Source organism: Mitsuaria sp. MSU3D (assembly GCF_056867975.1).
In genome coordinates this window covers 802371-816078 of the sequence record NZ_CP200314.1, presented here as the reverse complement: position 1 = coordinate 816078, position 13708 = coordinate 802371, and the positions used below count along the sequence as shown (strand labels likewise).

The following is a 13708-nucleotide window of genomic DNA, read 5'->3' as shown; positions in this document are numbered from 1 at the left end:
GATCCCTGCTTTCGGGCGACCGCGCCCTACTCTTCGGGGGTCAGTTTCGACTGGACGGTTTCCTCGGCGGCACCTTCGTCGCGGCGCAGCTGGTAGAAGATGAACGCCGCCAGCGCAGCCATGGCGCCGAGCGCGAGATAGGTGCCGTGGAAGGCGGGAACGATCGCGGCGCCCTCGGTGCGCGGCAGCCCGTGCGAGAACAGCAGCAGGAAGGCACTCGAGGTCGCCACGCCCAGGCTCATCGACAGCTGCATCACCACGGCCAGCAGGCTGTTGCCGGGACTCGCGGTGCGCTCGTCGAGATCGCCCAGCGTCAGCGTGTTCATCGCGGTGAACTGCATGCTGTTGACCATCCCGAACAGCCCGAGGTGGATGGCCAGCCAGACGTGCCCGACGCCGCGCGGGATCAGCGCGAAGCTCGCGATCAGCACGCCCAGCAGCAGCGTATTGACGATCAGCACGCGGCGGTAGCCGGCACGCTTGATCAGGCGGATCGCCAGCGTCTTGGTGAACATCGCGCCGAGCACCGACGGGATCATCGACAGGCCCGCTTCGCTGGGCGAGAAGCCCAGCCCCACCTGCAGGAACAGCGGCGTCAGGAACGGCGTCGCGCCGCTGCCCAGTCGCGCGAAGACGTTGCCCAGCAGCCCGATGCGGAAGGTCGGCACGGCGAAGAGCGCGGGCGTGAAGAGCGGCTCGTCCGTGCGCGTCGCATGCAGCCAGTAGGCCATCATGCAGGCCACGCCGGCGATCAGCATCACGAAGCACACGGCGACGCTGACCATGTGCTCGCCGAAGCCCTGCAGCGCCAGCGACATCAGCATCAGCCCGACGCTGAACAGCCCGTAGCCACCCCAGTCGAAGCGCTTGCCGATGGGGCCCTTGATCTCCGGCATGAAACGCCGGCAGGCGAAGGCGCCGGCGAGCCCGACCGGCAGGTTGATCAGGAAGATCCAGTGCCAGCTGACGAACTCCACCAGCACGCCGCCCAGCGTCGGGCCCAGCAGCGGTCCGACCAGCCCTGGCAGACTGATGAAGGTCATCACCGCGAGGAACTCGGCCTTCGGGAAGGCCCGCAGCACGACCAGCCGTCCGACGGGCACGAGCAGCGCGCCACCGACGCCCTGCACCACCCGCGACGCGACCAGCACGTGCAGGCTGGGCGACACCGCGCAGGCCAGCGAACCCAGGCTGAACAGCCCGATCGCCCACAGGAAGACGGTCCTCGTCCCGAAGCGGTCCGCCAGCCACCCGGAAGCGGGGATCAGCAGTGCCACCGTCAGCAGGTAGGCGACGACGGCGGACTGCATCCGCAGCGGGTCTTCGCCGAGGTCGCGCGCCATGCCCGGCAGCGCGGTGTTGAGGATGGTCGTGTCCAGCGTCTGCATGAAGAACGCCAGCGCGACGACCCATGGCAGCCAGCGGCGGGTGGCGTCATCGAGGATCGGGCGACCGAGCACGTCGAGCGGCGTCGTCGAGGAGGAAGGCATGGGCGGCATCCGGCAAGTATCGGACCCCGGCGGCGTAGGATGTGCGCTTGTCGCGGCGCGCGGACGCGCCCCGGACCTCGCTGCCCAGGACCCATGCGCTTCTACGTTTCCGATCTCGACGGGACCCTGCTCGACCCGCAGGCCCGCCTCTCCGCCGCCACCCGCGCGGGCCTCACCGAACTGCTGGCCGAGGGCCTGGCCTTCACCGTCGCCAGCGCGCGGCACGTGGTGTCGATCGCCCGCATCCTCGAAGGGCTGCCCATCTCATTGCCGGTGGTGTCGTCCAACGGCGCCTACATCAGCGACCTGCGCACCGGCCGGCATGAGCTGGTCAACGCGATGGAGCCGGCGCTCGGCCAGGCCATCTTCGCGCTGGTGCGGCGGCACGGCCTGATGCCCTTCATCGCGACGCACGGCGCCAAGGGCGACCAGCTCTTCTGGCAGGAAGTGCAGAACGAAGGCCAGCAGCGCTTCGTCACCGAGCGTCAGCGCAACGCCGATCCGCGGCTGCGCCACGTCGACCGCCTGCAGGACCAGTTGGACGATCCGCTGGTCACGCTGCTGGTGGTCGGCCGCGCGGAGCCGCTGGAAGCGCTGCAGGCCGAGATCCTGAGCACCTGCGGCGACCTCGTCACGACGCACCTCGCCGAGGACCTCTACATGCCGGGTTGGCCCTGGCTCAACGTCCACGACCGCCGGGCCAGCAAGGACCAGGCGATCGCGACGCTGGCGCAGCGCTACGCGTTGCATGAGCGCGAACTCGTCGTCTTCGGCGACCAGGTCAACGACCTGACGATGCTGAAGGCGGCGCATCACGCCGTCGCGATGGCCAACGCCAGCGACGACGTGAAGCAGGCGGCGCACCGCATCATCGGCTTCCACCATGAGGACGCCGTGGTGCAGTTCATCCGCGACGACTGGCGGACCTACTTGCGCAAGTAGTCGTAGAACGCGTTGGCGTTGGCATCGCGACCGAGGAAGTCGCGCACCAGTTCCGGCGCCGGTTTCTCCGCGCCGCGCGACAGCACCGCGTCGCGATAACGGCGGCCCACGGCGGCATCGAGCTTGTCGGCCGCGAACGGCGTGCGCAGGTCCATCGCGACGACCAGACTCCACAGGTAGCCGTAGTAGCCCGCGCCGTAGCTGCCCGCGATGTGCGCGAAGCGCGACGGGAACATCGTGCCCGCCACGTGGCCCAGCGGCGTGTCGCCTTCCATCCTGGCCCACAGCGCCAGCGGATCTTGGATCTCCGCGCCGTGCAGCGCGAGGTCATAACTCGCATACAGATGCTGGCGGCCGAACTTCGTGCCCTTGGCGAAGTCGCGCGCCTCGCGGGCCTTGCCGACGAGTTCGTCGGGCACCGGCTTGCAGGTCGGGCAGACCTCGGCCATCAGCTTGAGCACGCGCGGGTCGTAGACCCAGTCCTCGAGCATCTGCGACGGCGCCTCGACGAAGTCGTGCATCACCGCCCATTGCCCCAGCGACACGTCGCGCGTGTGGGCGAGGTTGTTGTGGACCGCATGGCCGAGCTCGTGCAGCAGCGTCTCCAGCTCGTCGAGCGACAGCCCGCCGCGATCGAGGTTGACGACCAGCGCCGCCGCAGGATGGCGCCCCAGGCGCGTGCTGCTGGAGCGCAGCGGCCAGACCGCCGCGTGGTTGTACTTGCCGTCGCGCGGGAAGGGATCGACGTAGAGCGTGCCGAGCGCCTTGCCGGTGGCCGTGTCGCTGACCACGTAGGCCTTGACGTCGGGATGCCAGAGGCCGGGCAGCTTCACCGCGGTGTGCGTCACGCCGAGCAGCCGGTCGACGACGCGCAGCGTGAAGGCGAGACTTTCGGCGGGCGGGAAGTACGGGCGGAAGGCTTCCTGGTCGACGGTGAAGCGTTGCTTGCGGATGCGCTCCGCGTAGTAGACGCCGTCCCATTGCGTCACGGCGGTGGTCTCGACCGCGGTCCCGAGGTGCGCCGCCTTCGCGCGGCGGAGTTCCTCCAGATCGGCGCGTTCACCCTGCTGGACGGTGCCCTTGACCTCGCCGAGGAATCGCGTCGCCGTGGCCGCGTCCTTGGCCATCTGGCGACGCAGGTTGAAGTCGACGTAGTTGTCGTAGCCGAACAGCCCGGCGTACTCCTTGCGCAGCGTGATGATCTCGGTGAGCAGCTTGAGGTTGCCCTCGCCGCCCTCGTTGGTCTTGGCGCGCCAGATGCGCTCGCGCGCGGCGCCGCTCTCGGCGGTCTGCATCAGCGCGGTGTAGGTCGGGTTGTCGACGCCGAGCAGATAGCGCCCCTGGTCGTCGCGCGGCTTGTCCTTCCAGACGCCGTCGGGCACGCCGCGCAGTTCCTCGGCGGTGAACGCGACGCGGATGTTGGCGTCGCGGATCGCCTTCGAGAACTGCTGGTCGAGCGCGGAGAGCCGGTCCAGGATCTGCTTGGCGCGCGAGCGCTTGTCCTTCGACAGGCCGACGCCGCTGTCCTCGAACAGCCCCAGCGCATTGCGCTTGAGTTCGCGGTCGATCGCGTCCGCGGCGGGCGCGGTCTTCAGGCCGCGATAGATCTTCTCGTTCTGCGTGAGCGCGGTCTGGAAGTCGGTCCAGCGCAGCGCGCAGTCCTGGGCGGCGTCGCGCACGGCCTTGTCGGCATGCACGTTCTGAACGAATTCGATCGGGAACCGCGCATCCTCGTGATGCGCGATCACCAGGTCGTAGGCGGCGAGCCAGCCCTTGTCGACCTTGCGTTTGGCCAACTGGGCGACCTCGCGGTTCAGCGCCTTCAGTCCGGCATCACAGGCCCGGTCCACGGCCTTGCCGTCGGCGAAGCTGGGAAACGCCGGCGTGGGCAGCGCGGGCGCCCGGGCCCCGGATTGAGCGAACGCCGGCGCGGACACGATCGCGCAGGCCGCCAGGATCAACGCATGCGTCGAGGCCATCGGAAACTCTCCAGGAATTGGAATGGCGGGGATTCTCGTCCCCGCCCTCACCCATCCCGAAAGTCGTGCCCGCATCCTGGGGCAGAGGAAACCCGACCCCGCGCTCGCTCCATCACGCCATCAGGTCGCGGATCTGTTGCAACGCGGCCGGATCGTCGAGCGTGATCAGGTCGCCGGGATCGCGATGCTCGCAGACGGCCTGGATCGCGCGCCGCAGCAGCTTGCCCGAGCGCGTCTTGGGCAGCAGCGCCACGAAGCGCACCCGCGACGGCCGCGCCACCGCGCCCAGCCGCTGGTCGACGCGCTTCAGGATCTCGCCTTCGAGCGCCAGCGCGTCCTGCGGCGTCGCGGCGCGCGCCGGGTCCTTCAGCACCGCGAAGGCCATCGCGACCTGACCCTTGAGCGGATCGGCCACGCCCACCACCGCGACCTCCGCCACCGCCGGATGGCCGGCGATGCATTCCTCGATCTCGCGCGTGCCGAGCCGGTGCCCGGCGACGTTGATCACGTCGTCGCTGCGTCCGAGGATGAAGTAGTAGCCGTCCTCGTCGCGCAAGGCCCAGTCGAAGGTCGAGTACACCTGCCGGCCCGGCACGCTTTCCCAGTAGGTGCGGATGAAGCGCTCGTCGTCGCGCCAGACGGTCTGCATGCAGCCGGGCGGCAGTGGATACGCGATCGTGAGCAGGCCCTTCTGGTTCGGCGCCTCCAGCACGTCGCCGGTGCGCTCGTCGAGGAGCTGGACGCGGTAGCCGAACATCGCCACGCCCGGCGAACCGAACTTCGGCTCGGCGGGCTCGACGCCGCGCGCCAGCGTCAGGATCGGCCAGCCGGTCTCGGTCTGCCAGTAGTTGTCGACGATCGGCTTGCCGATGGCATCGGCGATCCAGCGCGCCGTCGGTTCATCGAGCGGCTCGCCGGCGAGGAACAGCGCGCGCAGCGACGACAGGTCGTGCCGCGTCAGGCAGGCGGGGTCCTGCTTCTTGAGCACCCGCACCGCGGTCGGCGCGCTGAACATCACCGTGACACGGTGCCGCTCGACGAGCTTCCACCAGATCGCCGCATCGGGGCTCACCGGCGTGCCCTCGTACATCAGCGTGGCCATGCCCGCGATCAGCGGCCCGTAGACGATGTAGCTGTGGCCGACGACCCAGCCGATGTCGCTGGTGGAGAAGAAGGTCTCGCCCGGATGCCCGTCGTAGATGTGCGTCATGCTCGCGGCCAGCGCGACGGCGTAGCCGCCGACGTCGCGCTGCACGCCCTTCGGCCTGCCGGTCGTGCCGCTGGTGTAGAGCGTGTAGCTGATGGCATCGGAGGGCAGCCATTCGCAGGGCACGCGCGTGCCGAGCAGGCGCCCGCGTTGTTCCGCGTAGTCGAGGTCGCGGCCGTCGACGCGCTCGAACGCGCTGAGCCCGCGATCGACCATCAGCACCTTCGCCGGCTTGTGCGCCGCCAGACGGATCGCCTCATCGAGCAGCGGCTTGTAGGGCACGATCTTGCCGTTGCGACTGCCCGCATCCGCGCTGACGATCAGCACCGGCTCGGCGTCGTCGATGCGGTTGGCCAGGGCGTGGCTCGCGAAGCCGCCGAACACCACCGAGTGGATCGCGCCGATCCGCGCGCAGGCGAGCATCGCGAAGGCGGCCTCGGGAATCATCGGCAGGTAGATCAGCACACGATCGCCGATGCCCACCCCCTGCTCGCGCAGCATCGCGGCCATGGCCTCCACCTCGTCCTTGAGCACGGCGAAGCTGAAGACGCGTTCCTGGTCGACCTCGCTCGACACCCAGATCAGCGCCGCATCGTCCGGCCGCGCGGCCGCGTGGCGGTCGACCGCGTTGTGGCACAGGTTGGTCCGCCCGCCGACGAACCAGCGCGCGAACGGCGGCCGGCTCGTGTCGCAGACCTGATCGAACGGGCGCTCCCAGTCGATCAACGCCGCCTGCCCGGTCCAGAAGCCGTCCGGGTCGTCGATCGAACGCCGGTACATCGCCGCGTAGCTGTCGGTCATCGGGGTCTCCTTGGATGTCGGTATTGAATGCGCGAATTCCGCACGGATCCTCGCATCGGCAGCTTTTCTGAAACTTTCGTTCACAGCCTTGCGTCATGGGGCTGTGGTCCAATCCGGGTTTTCCTGGGAACGGTCACGCGGCCACGCCCGGACTTTCCCTAGCCAAGCGCGGTCTTGCGGGCATTCGCGCTTGACCGGTACGGAGATGGTGCCTAGTCTCCGCGCCCAACACCGATGAGTACTGTTCGTCCTTCCCGCTCTGCTCCCCGACACAAGAAGCTCCAGCGCGCCATGGCCGCACTGGGGCTGATCTGCGTCTTCGCGAGCGGTGGTTGCTGGGCGCAACAGTCGACCTCGTCCACCAACGAGTCGCACGACAAGCCCAAGGCGCAGGCCAAGGCGGCGCCGTCGAAGGCTGCCGCCAAGCCGGCCGCGAAGAAACCCGCCGAGTCGAAGCAGGCCGCCAGGTCCTCGAAGGACGGCAAGGCCTCGAAGCCGGTCGCGACCAAGAACACCGGCAAGGACCGGAAGGCCAAGGCCGACGAGGACAGGTCCCCGGCGACCGAGATCGCTGCCGACAAGCCGGCGAGCACCGACAAGATCGCTTCGGCCAAGGCCGAAACGAAGGCCGAGACGAAGGCAGAAACGAAGACCGAGTCGAAGACCGCGGACAAGGCCGCGCCGGCGAAGGCCGACGCGAAGGTCGCGGACACGAAGACCGACGTCGCGCCGCCCGCCGGCACGATGATGGGCGCCTATGGGCAGAGCCTGATGCGCTCGCCCGCCGGCGCCGCGGCGGTCGCGACGACCGTCGCCGCCGCAGGCACGGCCGCCGCGCTGGTCGCGCCGGCCCTGCCCGCCACGAACACGACCGCCACCCCGACCTCCTCGCTGCCGCCGACCGCCCTGATGGGCGCCGCCGCCGGCAACGCGAACGCCAGCGAGTCCGTCGCCCGCTTCCTGCAACAGCGCGGCATCGTCGCGCAGGCTCAGCAGACGCCCGCCTCGCCCGGCGCCGATGCCGCCTCGCCGGGCCTGCTGAACCGGGTGCGCGACAACGCCTCGGACCTGGTGCTGTCGGCGATGAATTTCCTGGGCGTGCCGTACAGGCGCGGCGGCAACTCGGTCAACAACGGCTTCGACTGCAGCGGCTTCACGCGCCACATCTTCGAGATGAGCGTGGGCCTGGTCCTGCCGCGCCGCGCCGACGAGCAGGCCAAGCTCTCCAGCCTGGTGCCGATCAAGAAGGAAGACCTCAAGCCCGGCGACCTGGTCTTCTTCAACACGATGCGCGCGACCTTCTCGCACGTCGGCATCTATGTCGGCGAAGGCAAGTTCATCCACTCGCCGCGCGTCGGCGGCGCGGTGCGCGTCGAGGACATGCGCGAAGCGTACTGGGCCAAGCGTTTCACCGGCGCCCGCCGCGCCGATCTGAACCAGGCCAATCCTGGCACCTGAGCCAGCACGCGAGCGGGTCCCTGCGCCCGCCGCCGACGCCCGCGACACGGGCGCCCCGCGCAACTTCCGGCGCGATCCTCCTGAAGACAAGTCCTGACACGGCAACCCGGTGATCCCGGCTATGCTGCGCCCCAGCGCCGTCGCCGCGATCCTCCGCGATCCACCTTGTCCGCCGTCCTCGATCCCGCCCAGACACCGCTGCACCGAGTCTCCGACCAGATGGGTCAGGCCCTGCTGCTGGCCGTGCTGCTGCACGTGCTGCTGCTCGTGGCCATCGGCAACGCGCCCGGCGGATCGGCCAAGCCCGGCGAAGGCGCCTGGGGTCCGCTGAACGTGAGACTTCAGGGCGATCGCTACGAGCCAGGCTCGGGCGAGCCCGCCGTCGTGCTGCCCGAGCGCGGACCGATCGGCGAAGCGAAGCAGCCCCGCTCCGGCGGCGCGGTGCGGGAACGCCCGCCGACGCCGGAAGAACAACGGGCGCCTGGCGCCGCGCGCCAGGGGCAATGGCGGCAACAGCCCGGCGACGAACTGACTGGCGACGCGCCCGCCGACCGCAGCGCACCGCCGGCCACGACGGCACCAGTGCCCGCACCCGCGCCCACACCACCGACACCGACACCGGCCCCGCCCGCGCCGACACCCGTTCCCGCGCCAACGCCCGCACCGACACCAGCGCCGCCGACGCCGACGCCGCCTCCAGCGCCCTCGCCCACGCCCGCCGTCGAGCCCGCGCCTGCGATCACGACGCTCACGACGCCTGCCGACACCACGGTGACGGCGCCCACACGCATCGCTCCCGCGCGAGAGGCGACGCCCGCGCGGCCGGCAGCGCCGACGGATCCGCTGCAGGCACCTTCGCCGTTGCAACTGCCGGAGCGTCCCGCGCCCATCCTCAGCGAAACGCCCACGACAGTGAGACGCATCGACCGCACGCCGATCGAGCGGACACTGACACCACCCGTGCCATCGGAACTGAAGGCGCCCGCCGAGTTGCCGCCACTAACGCCTGCGCCGGCGCCAACACCCGCCCCTGCGCCTCAACCCGCGCCGACGCCCGTACCGACGCCGCCAACGCCCGCGCCGCAGGTCGCGCCGCCCACACCTGCGCCCACCCCCACCGCTGCACCAACGCCACCGGCGGCGGCCACGCCCGCGCCCAGCCCTGCCGCCACGCCGCAGCCGCGCGTATCGACCACGCCTTCACCGACACCGGCCAATCGGACATCGCTCGACGGCTCGACCACGCCCACGACGACCCAACCCAGCGTGGGCGCCCCGGACGCAGGCGCACGCACCGGCCATGACGTGGCGACCCCGGCATCGACGCCGCCGAACGCGCCGAAGCTGAACCTCGACCTGAACGCCGCGCGGGGTCCGATGCGCCCGCGCGGGACGCCCTCGGGCGTGATCTCGGCGGTACCGAAGCCGCCGGAGGACAAGGACGCCCTGGCCGAGAAGATGCGAGAGGCCGGCCAGCAGGAATGCCGCAAGGCCTACGCGGACAAGGGCCTGCTGGCGGTCGTGCCGCTGGTGCGCGATGCCGCGCGCGACAAGGGCTGCCGTTGGTGAATGCCGCGCGCCGCGATGACCACCCCGCGTGTTGTGCGAACTCCGTTCCGGTTTCCGACGCAGCGGTGACCACCGTGAAATCTCTGCTATAGTCGATGTCTTCGTTGGGGGGGTAGCTCAGCTGGGAGAGCGTCGCGTTCGCAATGCGAAGGTCGGGAGTTCGATCCTCCTCCTCTCCACCAACAGATCCGGAAGGGGTCGCACCGAAAGGGGCGACCCCTTTTTCTTTGTCTGGCTTGTCTTTGACCGGGTTCCCCCCCGACCCGCTGCCCGACTCGGGACCTTCCCTCATACGCCTTCCGTTCTTCCAACGCGCTGCAATAATCCGCGCGCCTCGCGCCGGCACGTTCCGGCCACGCGAGCAAGAAGAACAAAGTTCCAGGCCACCACGAGGGAGAAATCATGATCCGACTGCGACTTGTCGCAACGCTTTCCGTCGCCCTGCTGCTGACCGCTTGTGCCGCGCCGATGCGGGCCAGCCTCACGCCCGAGCAGCGCGGCAAGATCACCGGGCTCACGGCCCATGTCGTCGTCGTGCAGGACGAGGTCATCGCCGCGGTGGAGGCCTCCAACGTGAGCGCCGCGCTCGGCGGCGGCCTCATCGGCGCCATGATCGACAGCAAGGTGACCAACAACCGGGTGAACGAGTCGCAACAGGCGCTCGGCCCCTTCTACGCCGCGATCGAGGACGTCGACTACCGCCAGGAATTCAACGGGTCGATCGAACGCGGCCTGGCCGGCTACCCGATCAAGGTGGGCAAGGTCACGACCACGCCGCGCGCCCTGTCCGACGCCAAGCTCACACAACTGCGCAAGGATCTGCAGCCCGGCCAGGCGCTGTTGGTGATCAGCCCGCGCTACACGCTGAGCATGGACTTCCGCAGCTTCGACTCCGAGTCCGTGGTCACGATCTGGCTCCGGCCCGAGGCCTCCGATTCGCGCATGCCCAGCCAGCGAGGCGTGCTGCACTATCAATCGGCGCCGGTCGGGCCGGGCGGCAGGGAGTCGCTGGCCCAATGGGCCGCCAAGGACGCCGCCGCCTTCCGCGACGTGATGCGCGAATCGATCGCGGAGACCGTCCGCATGGTGATGCTGGACATCGACGTCGCCGCCTCCAGCGCCCCGCCAGCCAAGGACCTCAGGAGCTTCGCGTTCAACTTCGGCGCCGGCAAGGGGGAGATCAAGGGCACGGTCCTGAAGTCGGAGAACGGCCGCACGATCCTGCTGGGCTCGGACCAGAAGCTCTACTCGCTGCCCGACGCGGGCGCCGCCGCCACCACCGCCTCGGCGCAGAAATGATCAGGAGGACCGCCATGACCAAGACCACGACGCTGATGGCCGGCCTTGCCGCCGCCCTGCTGTGCCATGCTGCCTCCGCCGCGGACGCCGACCTCGCCACCGCCGCTGCCGCCGCCCATGAATCCGGCGAGAAGGTGGCCATGAAGTACAGCGCCACCGACAGCGAGACCGGCGGCAAGGCCACCTTCCGCGCCGCCGGAGCCTGCACGGTGCACATCGTTCCCACCGCGGACCTCCGCCAGAACAAGGAGACCATCGGCCAGACGATGAGCGGCGCGCTGCTGTCCGGCGACGTCGGCCCCTGGGTGACCGACGGTCTGCGCCAGCTGAAGGACTTCGGCTTCACCGTGTCCGACGCGTCCGCCGAGGCCCCGGTCGCCGCCGACGGCGTGACCGTGCGCACCAGCGTCACGCGCGCCTACACGTGGCAGATCGGCCTGAAGCTCTTCAGCATGGTGGCGGTGAAGGCCGAATTCGCCGACCGCAACGGCGTGCTGCAGCAGAAGTACTACCGCTCCCATGGCGACAAGACCAACATGTGGGGCGCCAACAGCGAGTACGTCACGACGATGAACTACGGGCTCAACAACCTGCTCCCCTTCCTCGCCAACGACCTGCAGTCGCTGTGCAAGGGCGAAAAGGTCGCGGCCTATTCCTACGCTGGCCCCGACGGCCTGCCGAAGAAGTAAGGCCGGCCGCCGGGAGCGACCGGCGCGCCGTTTCCCCCATCGATCCGGAAGGGGTCGCACCGAATGGGGCGACCCCTTTCTCTTTGGCGCTTCGACTGGAGCGTCCGCTGACGAGTCGCGGTAAAGCCCCAATCGCCATTCGCCCCCCTGCTCAAGACAATCCACGCCTCCTCTGCAGTCGGCGGCGTCCTTGAGTCACACAACATTACAGTGGTCGTACAAAACGCAAGGTTGGCCCCTTCGGGCAACCCGCAAGATGCGCTGCATGGTGGCGTTGGCGGTGTTGCCCTGGAGTTGCGCGGTCATGGCGACCGGGCCGACCGTGGCCGCCCCGTCCGCGGAGGGCGCCGGTGAGCTGAATGTGCTGCACTGGTGGACGTCCGCCAGCGAGCGTGCCGCGGCCAACCATGTCGCCGCGCGCATGGCCGAGAACGGCTTGAAATGGGTCGACGGCGCTGTCGCGGGCGGCGGCGGTGGCCCGGCCATCAAGGTGCTGAACGAACGCATCCTGCGTCGCATGGCGCCCAAGGTGGCCCAGCTCAACGGCGCGTCCATGAACGAATGGGCCGACATGGGCCTGCTGCTGGAACTCGACGGCGTGGCGGCCAGGCGCAACTGGTCCTCGGTCATGTTCCCGCAGGTCATGGCCCAGGTCACGGTGCGCGGCCACATCGTCGCGGCGCCGCTGGGCATCCAGCGCATCAACAACCTCTACCTGAACAAGGCGCTGCTGAAGCGCCACGGCATCGCCCCGCCCGACGACTGGGACGGCCTGGAGCGCGCCGCCGTCAAGCTGCGCGCGGCCGGCGTCACCCCGGTGGCCTTCAGCGACGAGCCCTGGCAGGTGGCCACCATCTTCGAGGCCATGCTGCTCAGTGAAGCCGGCCCCGCCCTGTACCGCCGCATGCTGGAGCAGCGGGATCTCAGCGCCTTCGACGATCCGGCGCTGGAGCGCGCGCTGAGGCGCCTGCGCAACTGGCGCAACCTCGCGCTGCCCGCCAGCGGCGTGGCGCCCGGCGAGCGGCCCTGGACCGACGTCGTCGCCGACTTCGCCAACGAGCGCAGCGCCATGATGATCATGGGCGACTGGGCCCGCGGCGAGCTGGGCACGATGGGGCTGGAGGGCGAACGCGACTTCAGTTGCAAGGCCGTGCCGGGCACCGCCCAGGCCCATCTCTACAGCATCGACACGCTGGCCATGCTGGCCGGCAACGGCGGCAGCCAGGCCGACCAGGAGAAGATGGCCGAGCTGCTCGGCAGCGCCACGCTGCAGCTGGGCTACAACCGCATCAAGGGCTCCATCCCCGTGCGCCGCGACGTGCCGGTCGACGAACTGGACCCCTGCGCGCAGGCCTCCTTCCACCTCTTCGCCAACCCCGGCACGCCGCGCGTGCCCAGCCTCGTGCACCGCATGGCCTTCGGCGAGATCGGCAAGAACGCCATCATCGAAACCGTCCACCGCTTCGCGCTGGACCCCACCCAGACACCCGCCGCCGCCCAGCGCAAGCTGCAGGGCCTGCTGCGCGCGCTGAGCCCCAGGAAAGCCGCCCCATGACCCCGCGAAAAATCCTGATCGTCGACGACGATCAAAAGATCCGCAGCCTGCTGAAGACCTACCTCGAGAAGAACCAGTACGAGGTGCTGCTGGCCCACGACGGCGCCAGCTTCATGGCCGAGTTCGAGCGCCACCGCGACGAGATCAGCCTGTGCATCCTCGACGTCATGCTGCCCGACACCGAGGGCTTCACGCTGTGCCAGTCGGTGCGCCGACGCTCCGAGGTGGCGGTCATCATGCTGACGGCGAGCGCGGACGAGACCGACCGCATCGTCGGCCTGGAACTGGGCGCCGACGACTACCTCGGCAAGCCCTTCAACCCGCGCGAGCTGCTGGCGCGCATCAAGGCCATCACGCGCCGCACCGGCCAGGAGAAGACCAAGGAGCCGCGCTACTACGCCTTCAACGGCTTCACGCTGGACCTGCTGGAGCGCAGCCTCGTCGATCCCGACGGCACGGCCACGGCGCTGTCGGGCATGGACTTCCAACTGCTCAAGCTGCTCGTCGAACACCCCGGCGAGGTGCTGGATCGCAGCCGTCTGGCCGAGGTCACGCGCGGGCGCGACCTGGGACCGCTGGACCGCTCGCTGGACGTGCAGGTCAGCCGCCTGCGCCAACGCCTCCAGGACGATGGCAAGCAGCCCGCGCTGATCAAGACCGTGCGCGGTTCGGGCTACGTGTTCTCGACGACCGTGACGCCGCGGCATGCGCTCTGAGAC

10 protein-coding genes and 1 tRNA gene are annotated in these 13708 nt (G+C 69.6%); 8 read left to right on the top strand and 3 right to left on the bottom strand.

The genetic code is table 11. The annotated features are described in order from the left end of the window. Positions 1-26: 26 nt before the first annotated feature. Positions 27-1490, bottom strand: a complete 1464-nt coding sequence (gene mdtD, locus AC1VNM_RS03645; protein WP_483105886.1) for a multidrug transporter subunit MdtD — start codon at positions 1488-1490, stop codon at positions 27-29. A 93-nt stretch (positions 1491-1583) separates the two neighbouring features. Between mdtD and AC1VNM_RS03640 the strand changes: the two genes are divergently transcribed. Beyond that, positions 1584-2432: an HAD family hydrolase gene (locus tag AC1VNM_RS03640; RefSeq protein ID WP_377155730.1), complete on the top strand. Its 849-nt coding sequence runs from the start codon at positions 1584-1586 to the stop codon at positions 2430-2432. On the opposite strand, the gene AC1VNM_RS03635 is transcribed toward AC1VNM_RS03640, so the two are convergent. Next, positions 2417-4411: a M3 family metallopeptidase gene (locus tag AC1VNM_RS03635; RefSeq protein ID WP_483105885.1), complete on the bottom strand. Its 1995-nt coding sequence runs from the start codon at positions 4409-4411 to the stop codon at positions 2417-2419. The two genes, AC1VNM_RS03640 and AC1VNM_RS03635, sit on opposite strands and share 16 nt — an antisense overlap. 112 nt (positions 4412-4523) lie before the next feature. Beyond that, positions 4524-6419, bottom strand: a complete 1896-nt coding sequence (locus AC1VNM_RS03630) for a propionate--CoA ligase (RefSeq protein WP_483105884.1) — start codon at positions 6417-6419, stop codon at positions 4524-4526. Positions 6420-6710: 291 nt separating this feature from the next. Between AC1VNM_RS03630 and AC1VNM_RS03625 the strand changes: the two genes are divergently transcribed. The 7 genes from AC1VNM_RS03625 to AC1VNM_RS03595 all read left to right on the top strand — a co-directional run bounded on the left by AC1VNM_RS03625 (position 6711) and on the right by AC1VNM_RS03595 (position 13705). Next, positions 6711-7877: a C40 family peptidase gene (locus AC1VNM_RS03625; protein ID WP_483105883.1), complete on the top strand. Its 1167-nt coding sequence runs from the start codon at positions 6711-6713 to the stop codon at positions 7875-7877. A 165-nt stretch (positions 7878-8042) separates the two neighbouring features. Then, on the top strand, positions 8043-9446 hold the full coding sequence (locus tag AC1VNM_RS03620) for a hypothetical protein (protein WP_483105882.1): 1404 nt from the start codon (positions 8043-8045) through the stop codon (positions 9444-9446). A 106-nt stretch (positions 9447-9552) separates the two neighbouring features. Further along, positions 9553-9628: transfer RNA gene (locus tag AC1VNM_RS03615), tRNA-Ala, on the top strand. Positions 9629-9848: 220 nt separating this feature from the next. After that, positions 9849-10745: a hypothetical protein gene (locus AC1VNM_RS03610; RefSeq protein ID WP_483105881.1), complete on the top strand. Its 897-nt coding sequence runs from the start codon at positions 9849-9851 to the stop codon at positions 10743-10745. Positions 10746-10759: 14 nt separating this feature from the next. After that, positions 10760-11434 (top strand): hypothetical protein, encoded by a 675-nt coding sequence (locus AC1VNM_RS03605; protein ID WP_483105880.1) that lies wholly within the window; start codon positions 10760-10762, stop codon positions 11432-11434. Between the two features lie 304 nt (positions 11435-11738). Further along, positions 11739-12989, top strand: a complete 1251-nt coding sequence (locus AC1VNM_RS03600) for an ABC transporter substrate-binding protein (protein ID WP_483105879.1) — start codon at positions 11739-11741, stop codon at positions 12987-12989. Then, positions 12986-13705 (top strand): response regulator, encoded by a 720-nt coding sequence (locus tag AC1VNM_RS03595; protein ID WP_483105878.1) that lies wholly within the window; start codon positions 12986-12988, stop codon positions 13703-13705. Before AC1VNM_RS03600 ends, AC1VNM_RS03595 begins: the two co-directional genes overlap by 4 nt. The last annotated feature ends 3 nt before the right edge of the window (positions 13706-13708 follow it).

Excerpts from the sequence above, each read along its gene's own strand:
- AC1VNM_RS03640 (WP_377155730.1), top strand. The coding sequence starts at position 1,584 with ATGCGCTTCTACGTTTCCGATCTCGACGGGACCCTGCTCGACCCGCAG.
- AC1VNM_RS03600 (WP_483105879.1), top strand. The coding sequence starts at position 11,739 with ATGGCGACCGGGCCGACCGTGGCCGCCCCGTCCGCGGAGGGCGCCGGT.
- AC1VNM_RS03610 (WP_483105881.1), top strand. The coding sequence starts at position 9,849 with ATGATCCGACTGCGACTTGTCGCAACGCTTTCCGTCGCCCTGCTGCTG.
- AC1VNM_RS03595 (WP_483105878.1), top strand. The coding sequence starts at position 12,986 with ATGACCCCGCGAAAAATCCTGATCGTCGACGACGATCAAAAGATCCGC.
- AC1VNM_RS03635 (WP_483105885.1), bottom strand. The coding sequence starts at position 4,411 with ATGGCCTCGACGCATGCGTTGATCCTGGCGGCCTGCGCGATCGTGTCC.
- AC1VNM_RS03625 (WP_483105883.1), top strand. The coding sequence starts at position 6,711 with ATGGCCGCACTGGGGCTGATCTGCGTCTTCGCGAGCGGTGGTTGCTGG.
- AC1VNM_RS03630 (WP_483105884.1), bottom strand. The coding sequence starts at position 6,419 with ATGACCGACAGCTACGCGGCGATGTACCGGCGTTCGATCGACGACCCG.
- AC1VNM_RS03605 (WP_483105880.1), top strand. The coding sequence starts at position 10,760 with ATGACCAAGACCACGACGCTGATGGCCGGCCTTGCCGCCGCCCTGCTG.
- mdtD (WP_483105886.1), bottom strand. The coding sequence starts at position 1,490 with ATGCCTTCCTCCTCGACGACGCCGCTCGACGTGCTCGGTCGCCCGATC.